General features: G+C 67.9%; 8 protein-coding genes and 1 pseudogene. All 9 read left to right on the top strand.

Annotated features, from left to right (window positions below):
* The first annotated feature begins 40 nt into the window (after positions 1 to 40).
* The 9 genes and pseudogenes from coaA (at position 41) to tsaE (ending at position 13185) form a co-directional block, all read left to right on the top strand.
* On the top strand, positions 41 to 1003 hold the full coding sequence (coaA, locus tag LL236_RS02455; protein WP_228177213.1) for a type I pantothenate kinase: 963 nt from the start codon (positions 41 to 43) through the stop codon (positions 1001 to 1003).
* Between the two features lie 156 nt (positions 1004 to 1159).
* Positions 1160 to 2485: an esterase/lipase family protein gene (locus tag LL236_RS02450; RefSeq protein ID WP_228177212.1), complete on the top strand. Its 1326-nt coding sequence runs from the start codon at positions 1160 to 1162 to the stop codon at positions 2483 to 2485.
* Positions 2486 to 2616: 131 nt separating this feature from the next.
* Positions 2617 to 4470 (top strand): glutamine--fructose-6-phosphate transaminase (isomerizing), encoded by a 1854-nt coding sequence (glmS, locus tag LL236_RS02445; protein WP_228177211.1) that lies wholly within the window; start codon positions 2617 to 2619, stop codon positions 4468 to 4470.
* 147 nt (positions 4471 to 4617) lie between these two features.
* The gene (locus LL236_RS02440; RefSeq protein WP_228177210.1) at positions 4618 to 5019 is read left to right on the top strand and encodes an ArsR/SmtB family transcription factor; all 402 of its coding nucleotides are present in this window, start codon (positions 4618 to 4620) and stop codon (positions 5017 to 5019) included.
* A complete protein-coding gene (locus LL236_RS02435; protein ID WP_228177209.1) occupies positions 5016 to 5522 on the top strand; it encodes an SRPBCC domain-containing protein in 507 nt (168 codons plus the stop codon). Before LL236_RS02440 ends, LL236_RS02435 begins: the two co-directional genes overlap by 4 nt.
* Before the next feature lie 148 nt (positions 5523 to 5670).
* Positions 5671 to 10914 carry a lamin tail domain-containing protein gene (locus tag LL236_RS02430; protein ID WP_228177208.1) on the top strand — a complete coding sequence of 1748 codons (5244 nt, stop codon included), beginning with the start codon at positions 5671 to 5673 and terminating at the stop codon, positions 10912 to 10914.
* Positions 10915 to 11048: 134 nt separating this feature from the next.
* Positions 11049 to 11402: pseudogene (locus tag LL236_RS02425) on the top strand (holo-ACP synthase); the annotation flags it as partial.
* Between the two features lie 140 nt (positions 11403 to 11542).
* Positions 11543 to 12682, top strand: coding sequence for an alanine racemase (gene alr / locus LL236_RS02420; protein ID WP_228177207.1), 1140 nt, complete (start codon positions 11543 to 11545; stop codon positions 12680 to 12682).
* Positions 12679 to 13185 (top strand): tRNA (adenosine(37)-N6)-threonylcarbamoyltransferase complex ATPase subunit type 1 TsaE, encoded by a 507-nt coding sequence (tsaE, locus tag LL236_RS02415; protein WP_228177206.1) that lies wholly within the window; start codon positions 12679 to 12681, stop codon positions 13183 to 13185. The genes alr and tsaE overlap by 4 nt, the downstream gene beginning before the upstream one ends.
* Positions 13186 to 13269 lie beyond the last annotated feature (84 nt).

Below are 13269 nucleotides of genomic sequence, written 5' to 3'. Positions count from 1 at the left end.
CTGAGGGAGGGACAACTCGCGTGGGGGTTACGATGGCCCCGTGCCCAGCGATGCCGCAGCCCTCGACGCCCGCGAGCAACTCAACCCGCAGCTCTACCGTGAGATCCTGCGTCCCGAGTGGGCGAGGCTCGCCGCCGACATGCGTCAGCCGCTCACCGAAACCGAAATCGTCTCGCTTCGCGGCCTCGGCGATCGGCTGGACCTCGACGAAGTGCGCGAGGTGTACCTCCCGCTCAGTCGCCTCCTGAGCCTGTACGCGGGCGCAACCCGGCGGATCGGAGCCGACACCAGCGCGTTCCTGCAGGAAAACGACTCGACCACCCCGTTCGTGGTCGGCGTCGCCGGATCAGTCGCCGTCGGCAAGTCCACCATCGCGCGCCTGCTGCGCGAGCTCATGAGCCGCTGGCCCGACACCCCGCGCGTCGAGCTCGTGACCACCGACGGCTTCCTCTATCCCAACGCCGAACTCGAGCGCCGCGGCATCATGCACCGCAAGGGCTTCCCCGAGTCCTACGACCGTCGCGCGCTCGTGCAGTTCCTCACCGACGTCAAGAGCGGGGCACCCGAGGTTCGCGCTCCCTTCTACTCCCACATGAAGTACGACATCGTCCCGGATGCCGTCATCACGGTTCGCCGGCCGGATGTCGTGATCGTCGAGGGACTGAACGTGCTGCAACCGCCGCCGTCGCCGAACGAGGTGGCGGTCAGTGACCTGTTCGATTTCTCGATCTATGTCGACGCCGATCCCGAACACATCACGCAGTGGTTCGTCGACCGGTTCCTCGCACTCAAACACGGCGCATTCGCCGATCCCGGATCGTTCTTCAACGTCTTCTCGGATCTCACCGATGAGACGGCGGTTGAGACTGCCCTGGGATTCTGGAACGAGATCAACTTGCCCAACCTGATCGAGAACGTTCTTCCGACCAGGCATCGGGCAACCCTCGTGCTGCAGAAGGCCGCCAATCACGCCGTCGACCGCGTCCTCCTGCGCAAGGTCTAGCAGCGCGCTGCGCGCCCGAAAGGGGCGCAGATCGGCGGGATTCTCCAACCGCCTGGGCATGGGAGCGGTCCCAGCACGGTCAGGGCTTCACCGATATCGCGACACGCCGATCGTCATGGTAAAGATGTTTCATGCGGGGTGGTCATCGGGGGCCGTATGAAAGCTCTGCTCCCTAACGGGCGTGGGCGCTTCTTCGGCGTGACGTTCCTGTCGGCGATTGCGGCAGGGGCGCTGATCGGCGTACCCGCGGTCGCTTCGGCTTCGCCCGGCGACGTGGTCGATTCTGGGGCATCCGTCTCGCGTTTCGTGACCTCCGAACCCGCCGCATCGACCGCCGGCGGCGCGACGAATGCGGCATCCTGCCTCGCCGGAGTGTCGCCCCACCTCGTGCGACTCACCGGCTCCGATGAGGATCCGGTGCACAACCCCGTCCTGCTCGTGCACGGGTGGCTCAGCACCGCCATGCCGGAGTCGGAGGCGGGACCGAGACCGGTCACGACGAGCACGGGTATCGCCAATTCGCCGTTCTCTCGGCCGGTCGAGTGGTCATCGGGCGGCGATCCGGCCGTCGATCTGCGCTCGCTGCAAGAGCGCCTATCGGAGCTTCCCGATACGTCAGTGTTCGCCTTCGACTACTCCTCCGTGGCCGCACTGTGGGTCGGGCACACGGCGACCGCACCCGCGCTCGCCGGAGCGATCGAGTGTCTCGCCGAGGCGTCAGGCGACACCGTTGACATCGTCGCGCATTCGATGGGAGGGCTCGCGCTTCGCTACGCCCTCGGGGGATCGAACGAGGGCGTAGCCTCGCACGTCGGTCAGGTCATCACCGTCGCGACCCCGAACGAGGGGTCCGAGGTCGCGTCAGCGGTGTCGGTGCTCGGCGATGCGACAGAGTCCCTGTTCTCGTCGGCGTCGGTCGTCGCTCAGATCGCCCTGCCCGCGATCGTCGGGATCTGCAACCGTGAGATGGAGTCGGATGCTCGCGTCGGGTGCGACATCCCGCCGAGCGCGCGGACCGTCTTCGCCGTCGCGGGTGACGGCGGCCAGGCGCTTCGAGCGGGTTCGGCCGAGCTCTCGAGTGTGCCTGAGTGGCCGAGCAGTCTGAACGTGCACGCAATCGCCGGCGACTATCGCATCCACCTGACGGCGGGACTCGTGCCCCCAGAGATCTTCACGGCTCTGCACGACGCAGCTGGCGTGTTCGGTCTGGATCTCGCACCCGCGCTTGACCAGGTGTTCGAGGCGGGGGACGGCATCGTGGAGGTCACTTCAGCGACGGCGGATGCCGACTCCAGCTTCATCGCCCGCTGTGAGGTGACCGTCGACCTCACGACCACCGTCGGGTCGGCGGACTTCGGCGATCTCACCGAGCGATTCGGTGGTATCCCGCCGCTCGCAGGGCCGTGCGCGCACGATCGCCTGTTCGAGAACGACGACGTCGTCCGGGATATCGTCGCGACGCTCGGGGCGTCCCGCGGGTAGTGCTGTCGCGACGCTGGGGCGTCCCGCGGGTAGTGCTGTCGCGACGCTCGGGGCGTCCCGCGGGTAGTGCTGTCGCGTATTCCCGGCGGCGGTGCAGGATGAGCGCATCCGCGACCCGTAACATGTGTGGAATGTGCGGAATCGTCGGATATGTCGGGCCGCGTGAGAGTCAGCCCATCCTCATTGCTGGACTGTCGCGCCTGGAGTACCGCGGCTACGACTCGGCGGGCATTGCCGTCATCGACGGCGACGGCCACCTGGGTATGCGCAAGCGGGCGGGCAAGCTCGGTGTCTTGCGCGATGACCTCTCCGAGCATCCGCTCCCCGCGGGCACGACGGGCATCGGGCACACGCGCTGGGCGACCCACGGTGGCCCCACGGATGCCAACGCCCACCCGCACCTTGCAGACGACGACAAGCTCGCGCTGATCCACAACGGCATCATCGAGAACTTCGCCGCGATCAAGAACGAGTTGCGCGAAGAGGGTTACGAGTTTCGCAGCGAGACCGACACCGAGGTGGCGGCGGTGCTGCTGGGGCGCGAGTATCGCGCGCACGGCGGCGACCTCGTCGCGGCGTTCCGGTCGGTCGTCCGCCGCCTCGACGGCGCCTTCACGCTCCTCGCGATGCACCGCGACAACCCGGGGCTTGTCGTCGGTGCGCGCCGCAACTCGCCGCTGGTGATCGGACTCGGCGAGGGCGAGAACTTCCTCGCATCCGACGTCGCCGCCTTCGTCGAGCACACCCGTCAGGCTCTCGCGATCGGTCAGGACGAGATCGTCGCCATCACCCCCGACGGCGTCGAGGTGACGGACTTCGACGGCAACCCGGTCGGCGTCGAGCCGTTCGAGGTGCTGTGGGATGCCGCAGCCGCCGACAAGGGTGGATGGTCATCGTTCATGGCCAAGGAGGTGTCGGAGGAGCCCGAGGCTGTCGCGAACACGGTGCGGGGACGCATCCGTGACGGCGTCGTGTCGATCCCCGAACTCGACGGCCTCGACGACCTGTTCGCCGGAATCAATCGCGTGATCGTGGTGGCCTGTGGCACCGCGGCCTACGCGGGCATGGTCGGCAAGTACGCGATCGAGCAGTGGGCGCGGGTGCCCGCCGATGTCGAGCTGGCTCATGAGTTCCGCTACCGCGACCCCGTGATCGGGGCTGACACTCTCGTCGTCTCGATCAGCCAGTCCGGCGAGACGATGGACACCCTCATGGCGGTCAAGTACGCGCGCGAGCGCGGCGCCAGGACACTCTCGATCTGCAACACGCAGGGGGCGACGATCCCGCGTGAGTCGGACGCGATCGTCTACACCCATGCGGGACCCGAGGTCGCTGTCGCCTCGACCAAGGCCTTCGTCGCGCAGATCACGGCGCTCTACCTGCTCGCGCTGCACATCTCGCACGTGCGCGGAACACTCAGCGACACCGACATCCGCCAGCAGGTGCTCGAGCTCGAGGCCGTGCCCGAGAAGATCGCGCGGGTCCTCGAGAGTGAGCAGGGGCACATCGAGCAGTTCGCGCACTGGATGGGCGACACCCAGTCGGTGCTTTTCCTCGGTCGCCACGTGGGCTATCCGATCGCGCTCGAAGGGGCTCTCAAGCTCAAGGAGATCTCCTACATCCACGCCGAAGGCTTCGCGGCCGGCGAGCTCAAGCACGGTCCCATCGCCCTCATCGAGCCGGGGCAGCCGGTCTTCGTGATCGTGCCCTCGCCGCGGCACTCACCGCTGCTGCACTCGAAGGTGGTCTCCAACATCCAGGAGATCCGCGCTCGCGGTGCCCGCATCATCGCGGTCGCCGAAGAGGGGGATGCTGCCGTGCTGCCCTACGCCGACGAGGTGCTGCGCATCCCGCTGGCAGACCCGCTGTTCGAGCCGCTGCTTGCCGTCGTGCCGCTGCACATCTTCGCGATGGGCCTTGCCACGGCCAAGGGGCTCGACGTCGACCAGCCGCGCAACCTCGCGAAGTCCGTCACGGTCGAATAATCCCCGGGGGCTGCTTCGGTCGGATACCGCCGCCTCGGTCGGATGCTGTGGGCGGAGGGATCCGACAGACGTCGATCGATCCGACGTTTGCTGCCGACTGTCTCCTTGCCCCTCGACTATATAACGTGAGACTGATATAAAGATCTCATGCACGCCCTCGACATCCTCGGCGATCCGGTTCGGCGCCGACTGCTCGAGGTGCTCTCCCACGGCCCGCAGCCCGCAGGTGTGCTCGTTGACCTGGTCGGCGGCGAGTTCGCCATCAGCCAGCCCGCCATCTCGCGGCACCTGCGGCTGCTGCGTGAGAACGGCTTCGCGGATGCCGAGATCGACGGCACCCGACGGATCTATCACCTTCGCGCCGACGGCCTCGACGCTGCTGCGACGTACCTCGACCGGCTGCGCGCACCCCTTTCCCAACGTCTCGACGCCCTGCACACCGAGATCGCGCGCGGCAGGTCGGCGCGGCGACGCGGCGAGGCCGCTGCCGAGCCTCGCCTGTCAGCGGCATCCGGCATTCCCATCACTCCCGACCAGGAGGCATCATGACCCTCGGCGCTCCACGGATCACGCGCGACGGCGACCGGTACCACCTCGAGTACTCCGAGGTCTATGCGACCGACATCGACGACCTGTGGTCGGCAGTCACGACCGCCGAGCGGCTGTCGCGGTGGATGGCGACCTACCGCGGCGATCTGCGCGAGGGCGGTGCGTGGGAGGTGCTCGGATCAGACGGCGAGGTATGGTGCCGAGGAGTCGTCACGGCCTGCACGCCGCCGCAGAGCTTCACCACCACCTGGCACGCCGTGGGTGAGGACCCCACCGAGCTCACGGTGAGCCTCGCACCCGACGCCGCGGGAACCCGCCTGACGCTTTCGCATCACGGCATCCAGTCAATCCTCTACGGGGCCGGGTGGCAGACCTATCTCGAGCTCTTGGCGCAGGGGCTGGCAGCGCCCGATGCCGTCCTCGTCGACGACGCCGCGTGGGACGCGCGATTCGCCCAGCTGCGGCCCGTCTACGACGAGAGATTCGCCGCGCTGCGCGACTGACCCGGCGGCTGGAGACGGCGCCGGTCGGGGAGCGAATCGCGGGGGCACCGAGTGCTCATCCGCCTGTCACGGTGTGTTCACCTCGGCGTCGCCAGTGGCCACATCGGCCTCGTAGGTTCGCAGGGTTTGCTCCAGACGAAAGCTGTTGATGTCTCTCTCCACGCCTGCGCGCCTGTTCCGTCCGTTCTCTCTCCTCACCGCAACCGCGATTCTGGCCACACCCCTGGTGGTTGCCGCACCGGCCGCAGCGGCGTCGGAGACACCGCACCTCCTGATCACCGAGATCGCTCCCGACAACGTGGGCTATGACGATTTCGAGTTCATCGAGGTCCACAACTTGGGCACCGAAGCGGTCGACCTGGATGCCGACAGTGTCGGACTGTCGTACATCTACGCAGACAGCGACGACAGGTCCTCGGACGTGCCGCTGACCGTCGAGCCCGGAACCGTCATCGACGCGGGCGAGACGCTCGTGCTCTGGCTGAGCTACACCACCTCGACCGTCGACAGCTTCGCCAAGACCGTCGACGACTTCCGCTCCCACTTCGCCGCGACCCAGCCCCAGACCGACTACGACGTCGTCCGCGTCACCGGCCAGTCCGGGATGGCAAATGGGGGCGGTCGCGGAGTTCGGCTGAGCGTCGCGGATGCCGAGGTCTCGCGCGCCTTCGTCCCCGTCGGTGGTGCCGGCACCGACCTGAGCGTGCACTTCCAGGTTGCGGCATCCGGGACCTCTGCGGCGGTCCTGTCGACCCTTGCAGAGCCCAGCCCGGGCGTCGTCGTTCCCGAGGCGCTCGTGGCCGAGGAGCCCGAGCCCGTCGTCGAGATCGCCCCCCGCGACCTGATCGTGACCGAGTTCGCACCCGACAACGAGGGCACCGATCGCTGGGAGTACGTCGAGGTCTACAACACCACCGATCACGACATCGACCTCACTGCCACCAACACGACTGTCGTCTACGACTACGTGTCGAGCTCCAAGGCTCTCGCCTTCCCCGCGGGAAGTGTCATCCCCGCCGGTGAGGCGGCGCTGCTGTGGCTCCAGTACTCGCCGAACACCGACGGTTACACCGCCGACGACTTCCGTGCGTTCTACAACGCTGACGCTGAGCTCACCGTCATCCCGATCACGGGCCAGTCGGGGTTTGCGAACGGCGGGGGTCGCGGCATCCGTCTGGTCTCGGGCGAGACCGTCATCACCGAAGCCTGGTACGCGGCCGGAGAGGTGGGGAGCGGCACGAGCGTGAACTACCGTTTGCCGGCCCGCCTGACCGAAACGATGATGGCTGTGCTCGAGGCGACGGCGGCGCCAACGCCCGGTGTCATTCCGGCAGACACGCTCGTCCCGGCACCGTTCGCTCCGCAACCCGATGCCGATCTCGTGACGGCGCCGCTGCAGATCACCGAGGTCGCGCCAGACACGGCGAATGTCGGCGGGTCCGATGCGTACGAGTTCGTCGAGGTCTACAACGCCACGAGCGCCCCGGTCGACTTCTCGGACTACACCCTGAAATACCTCTACCCGCTGGCCGACCTCACCAACTCATCGACGGCGCTGTGGCCGGCGACCGTTCGTGACGCGGTCATCCCCGCGGGCGGCACGATCGTCTTCTGGATCAAGAACGGCGCCAACGACGCGCTCACGGCAGCCGACTTCAACGCCCACTTCGGAAGCTCACTCATCGCCGATGAGAGCCTGTTCGAGATCCGCTCGGGCGGGATGTCGAACTCCTCCGCTCGAGGGCTCGAGATCACCACGAACACCGGATTCACCGTCAACCGCGCGTACTACAACCTTGGTGGCATCGACGATACGACCGCCGACCAGCCGATCCAGTACGCCGTCAACCACGACGACCTGACTCTGCAGACCAAGCTCGGGACCTCCGGCGCGACGCCCGGGGCCATCGCCCCCGAGCAGGTCGACGACGGACTGATGATCGTGCCGGCTGACACCACGGCTCCCGAGATCGCCGACCAGACGGCAGCCGAGATCGCCCCCGGCATCGACTTCGAGATTGCCGTCCGGGCCACTGACGACATCCAGGTCAAGACTCTCTCGATCGCCGTGCGCAGCAACCTTGACGCACAGCCGATCCGCCACGAGATCGTCTCGGACGGGGCCGACGGCTACGTCCTGCCGATCGCCGCTGCCGACCTCACCGGCAAGCGCTGGTTCGAATACATCGTCGTTGCCAGCGACGGAACAAACGAGTCGGTCGTGGGCCCGGTTCGCGTGGCCCTTGCCGGGGTCGACACGTCGCCCGTGCGCCTGAACGTCACCGACGAGCAGTGGGTACGCGGTGAGGTGGGACTGATCGCGGGCGGCGACACCTACCCCGCCGAGGTCGAGCTCAGCATCGACGGTGCCCCTGTCGCGGCGACGCCTCAGCTGGAGGCGGCACCGGTGTTCGCGTTCGAGGCGAGCGGTGTCGACACCTTCTTCCGCAACGGCGTGAAGGTCGGTGACGACGTCCTGCACATCTTCGACGACGGGATCTACTCGGGGTGGGACACGATCTCCGCCGCGGTTCCGCTCGGCTACGTCACCGCGGGCCAGAGCGTGACCGTCAGCGTGTGGGCCGGCACCAAGGCCGCGCCCGAGATCAACCTCGACGAGAACAATGATGACTTCTCCATCAAGGGGCTGCGGCTCATCCTGCCCGACGGGCGCACACTGACGCCGGCCGGTTACGACGATCCGACAGCCGTGCTCGCGATGGGCGACAGCGCCGGCAAGTACGACTACTACGACGCGACGTTCACCATCCCGGCCGACGCCGCCACGGCCGTCAGTTACGCCTGGGACACCACCGCGGTGACCGACGGTGAGCACCTCGTATCGGCATCCGATGGTGGTACCGAGGTCGCCGCGCAGGTTCGTGTCGACAACACGCTGCCTGACGTCACGACCGATCTCGAGGCGGACAAGCTCTACCAGGGCACGTTCACGATCGATGCGCAGGCTAGCGACATCGGCTCCGGTCTCGTCTCGCTGGAGACGACCCTCGACGGCCGCGTGATTGCGCTGCCCTACGAGACCTCGTCGCTGACACTTGCCGAGGGCGACCACGAGGTCGTGATCACCGCGACGGATGCCGCCGGCAACGTCACTGAACGGGTCATCGCCTTCCGCACTCCCGTCGAACACCCCGCCGTCACGCTGGTGTCGCCGGCCGACGGCGCGAGCCTCGAGCAGGGCTCCGTGACGCTGCAGGCCCGTGCTGTCGACCCCACCGGCGACCTCCTTGACGTGACCTTCGCCGAAGGGCACGCGCTGAGCGTGGGCGATGGTGTCACGGCGGCGACCGGCACCGTCGGCACCGCCGACACGACCGACCGCTCCGGTGCGCGGAACCTCACCGCCGACGAAGCAGCCCAGCTCGGCACGTTCGACGGCGAGACACTCGTCGAGGCATCCGACACCGCGTTCCCGTACCACCTGTTCGACGCGACGGTTCCCGCCGACGCCGGGGATGACGCCCGCGTCCGGGTGCACTGGGAGGGCTCGGCCAACGCCGACGCCAAGCTGCTGCTCTATGCGCTCGGCGTCGACGGCGCGTGGGATGAGGTCGATCGTCTTGTCACGGCGGACGACGTCACGACGGTGAGTCTGGACGCTGTCCTGCCCGTCGCCGACTACGCCGTCGAGGGGACTGTGCGACTGCTCGTGCAGCACTCCGAAGGGTTCGCGGGCGAGAACCTCTCGTCGCGCGAGAGCGCGGTCGAGCCGCGGAATGCCGATGACACGCCGCGCTCGCAGTACGACTTCACGCTCGCTGTCGAGTCAGACACGCAGTACTACAACGAGGAGTTCCACCAGCACCAGACAGCGATCCACGACTATCTGTTGGACGTGCGGTCAGACCTCAACCTGCAGTACCTGTTCCACACCGGGGACATCGTCGATGACTACGACCAGCTGTGGCAGTGGGACTATGCCGACCCCGAGTACCGGAAGCTCGACGCTGCGGGTCTGCCCTACGGCGTGCTGGCGGGCAACCACGACGTCGGCCACAAGGAAGTCGACTACACCAACTACGGCACCTACTTCGGGGCTGACCGCTACCAGGCAAACCCCTGGTGGGGCGGCGACTACAAGAACAACCGCGGCCACTACGACCTCATCACCGCCGGCGGCATCGACTTTCTGATGCTCTACATGGGCTGGGGTCCCGGGGATGACGAGATCGCGTGGATGAACGAGGTTCTCGCCCAGTACCCCGAGCGGATCGTGGTGCTGAACCTGCACGAGTACATGCTGACCACGGGAGGTCTCGGGCCGATACCGCAGCAGATCTATGACGAGGTCATCGCCACGAACCCCAACGTGCGGATGGTGTTCTCGGGTCACTACCACGATGCGTACACCCGCATCGACGGCTTCGACGACGACGGTGACGGGACCGACGACCGCCAGGTTTACCAGATCCTGTTCGACTACCAGGGCCTGCCTGAGGGCGGTCTCGGCTACCTCCGCCTCCTCCACTTCGACAACGAGAACCAGCAGATCATCGCGCGCACGTACTCGCCCTCGCTCGACGACTACGACGCCGATGACCCCTCGCTCGATCCCGAGCACCAGGAGTTCACGATGCCGTATGCCGCTCTCGGCATCCAGCCAGCTCAGAAGGTGCTGCGCACCGACGGCGTTCGGGTCGACATCCTGACATCGCACGAGATCGGCGCGGTGAGTGACGTTGAGAGTGGCGCGACGACCTCGGTGACGTGGGATGCCGCACCCGGCGAGTACGGCTGGTACGCGTCTTCGGTCGACCCGTTCGGTGCCGCAGCTGATTCCGAGGTCCGCACCCTTACGGTGCTCGCTGCCTCGGGCCACGGCGGTGGCGACAACCCCGGTGACGGTGGCTCGGGCGGTGGCGACAACCCCGGCGACGGTGGCTCGGGTGATGGCAATGGCTCCGGCGGCGGCGACAGTGACGGCAGGCCGACCGAGAACACGGTTCCCGTGGGCGTCGCAGACCTCGACCCATCGCTCGAAGGCGCCATCGCTCCGTCGGGAACGCTCCGTGTCGGCGACCCGATCACCATCTCGGTGCCGGGTCATGACGGAGAGTGGGTCCAGGTGTGGCTCCACTCCACGCCCACCCTGATCTCGGGATGGACGAAGGTTGCGGGCGGAACCGTGACGGCCACCGTCCCGGCGTCCGTGCCGGCCGGCACCCACACACTCGTCGTCCAGAACAGCAGCGGCGTGATCGGATGGGCGACGGTCACCGTCGAGGGGGCTGCCGGGCAGGCAGTGATCAGCGACGGCGTGATGGCGCAGACAGGTGCCGACGGGCTCCCGCTCGGCATCGCCGGTGCTCTCGCGCTCGTGGCGATCCTTGTCGGCGCCGGAATCCTGGTCCGGCGTCGCATCGCCTCCTGACACAAGCGGGGCGGCCGATACCAGCCAGCGCCTGATACCAGCCAGCGCCTGATACCAGCCAGCGCCTGATACCAGCCAGCGATAGGGTGGCGGATGCTGCGGCATCCGTCACCGCCGCCGGCTGAGGAGAGCCCATGATCGTCGGGATCGGCGTCGACCTGGTCGACATCGAACGCTTCGAACGGACGATAGCGCGCACCCCGAAGCTGCTCACACGGCTCTTCTCGCCGGCTGAACGGATGCTGAAACCACGGTCTCTGGCTGCCCGCTACGCCGCGAAGGAAGCGCTCATCAAGGCCCTCGGCGGGTCGGACGGCGTGCACTGGACCGAGATCGAGGTCACGCCCGAGGCATCCGGTCGCCCCTGGTTCAGCCTCACCGGGTCAACCGCCGAGGTCATCGCCGCGCGGTCGATCACGACCCTGCACCTGTCGATGTCTCATGACGCGCACCTGGCGACCGCCTACGTCATCGCGGAGTCCGCTGCCGAGCCGCGGGCGCGAACCCACACGCCCGGTGCCGAATCCACAGCATCCCCCGCGGAAAAGGTGTGGGCTGACGCGGAAGGTGTGGGTTCGGCGACAGGGGCTGAGTTCGCGGAAGCGGTCGAGGACCAGGAGGGAACGGCATGAGCGTGATGCCGGGGTCGAGATTGCCGGAGGGGACGCTGCGCGAGGCATCCGTCGATGTCGCAGCGATCGCCGCGAATGTGCAGCACCTGCGACGGATGACGAACTCCGAGGTCATCGCCGTCGTGAAGGCCGACGGGTATGGCCACGGCGCGACGCGGTCCGCCGTCGCGGCGCTGGCGGGCGGTGCGACGCGGATCGGCGTCTCAGACATCACCGAGGCACTCGCCCTGCGCCGGGCGGGTATCACCGCCCCGATCGTCGCGTGGCTACATGCGCCCGGCACCTCGTTCCGCGAAGCTGCCAGGGCTGGCATCGAGCTGGGCATCTCGAGTTTCGACCAGCTGCAGCAGGCCTCGGCCGCGGCGTCAGTCGACCGGCCCGTCGGTGTGCACCTCAAGCTTGAGACCGGGCTCGGGCGCAACGGCGTCGCGCCGGCTGACTACGGTGTCGTCTTCGCCGAGGCCGCGCGGCTTGAGCGCATCGGCAAGCTGCGGGTGATCGGACTGTTCAGCCACCTCTCGAACACGAGCGCCGAGGACGACCGCGCGGCGCTGCGCGTGTTCCTGGATGCCGCGGGTTCGGCGGCAGCGCTCGGTCTCGCGCCGCCGCTTCGCCACCTCGCTGCCACCCACGCCGCGATCGCCCTGCCCGAAACGCGGCTCGGATGCGTGCGGCTGGGTATCGGGATTTACGGCCTCTCGCCGTTCGCCGACCGCAGCTCCGCGGATGTGGGCCTGCGCCCCGCGATGACACTGCGCGCGGCAGTCGCCGCGGTGCGCCGCGTGGATGCCGGACACGGCGTTTCGTACGGGTATCAGCACCGCACCGAGCGCGAGAGCACCCTTGCGCTCATCCCGATCGGGTACGCCGACGGGGTGCCGCGAAACGCCTCCGGGCGGGGGCCGGTCTGGATCGGCGGCAAGCCGTTCTCGGTAGCCGGACGCGTCGCCATGGATCAGTTCGTCGTGGATGTCGGTGACCATCCGGTGGCGGTGGGCGACGAGGCAGTGCTGTTCGGCGACCCGACGCTCGGCGTCCCGTCCGCCGACGACTGGGCGCGCGCCGCCGACACGATCAACTATGAGATCGTGACCCGGATCGGTCCGCGCGTGCCGCGGCGGCAGGTGTCGTCGTGAGCGGCTTGGATGCCCTGATCGGCGACCGGGAGATCACGAGCCCCGCCGACATGCACGCCCTCGGGGTGCAGATGGGACGGATGCTGCATCCGGGCGACCTCGTCGTGCTCACCGGGGTCCTCGGCGCCGGCAAGACGACCCTCACCCGCGGGATCGGCGAGGGGCTCGGCGTGCGCGGCCCCATCCAGAGTCCGACCTTCGTGCTCGCGCGGACCCACCCGTCGCTCGTCGGCGGGGCGCCACTGGTGCACGTTGACGCCTACCGCCTGGGATCTGCGGCAGAGCTCGATGACCTCGACATCGACTACGACGGCTCGGTCGTCGTGGTCGAGTGGGGGCGCGGGATGGTGTCGGGCCTGCGCGATCACTGGTGGGATGTCGAGCTGCAGCGCGAGTGGCATGGTACGGGCGTCGACACCGCCTGCGGCACGTACTCGCGGGCTACGGAAGACCTCGCCGCCGACGCGCCGCGCCTTGTCAGCATCCGTCGCGAGCCCTCCTGATCGGTCGGGGCTCGGCGCTGGTTCGCGCGCTGATCCCACGTGTGCGGCACTTCTGTGCATGCGCGGCGCATTGATGTGCAGCTC

This window comes from Microbacterium schleiferi, from assembly GCF_020781975.1.
In the GTDB taxonomy this organism is placed as follows: Bacteria; Actinomycetota; Actinomycetes; order Actinomycetales; family Microbacteriaceae; genus Microbacterium.
Note: the sequence above shows the minus strand (reverse complement) of the source record. Positions and strands in the feature narration are given on the sequence as shown.

What these genes read in the sequence shown, in the direction of transcription:
- LL236_RS02440 (WP_228177210.1), top strand. Translation starts at nt 4,618, where the DNA reads ATGCACGCCCTCGACATCCTCGGCGATCCGGTTCGGCGCCGACTGCTC.
- LL236_RS02450 (WP_228177212.1), top strand. Translation starts at nt 1,160, where the DNA reads ATGAAAGCTCTGCTCCCTAACGGGCGTGGGCGCTTCTTCGGCGTGACG.
- alr (WP_228177207.1), top strand. Translation starts at nt 11,543, where the DNA reads ATGAGCGTGATGCCGGGGTCGAGATTGCCGGAGGGGACGCTGCGCGAG.
- LL236_RS02430 (WP_228177208.1), top strand. Translation starts at nt 5,671, where the DNA reads ATGTCTCTCTCCACGCCTGCGCGCCTGTTCCGTCCGTTCTCTCTCCTC.
- glmS (WP_228177211.1), top strand. Translation starts at nt 2,617, where the DNA reads ATGTGCGGAATCGTCGGATATGTCGGGCCGCGTGAGAGTCAGCCCATC.
- LL236_RS02435 (WP_228177209.1), top strand. Translation starts at nt 5,016, where the DNA reads ATGACCCTCGGCGCTCCACGGATCACGCGCGACGGCGACCGGTACCAC.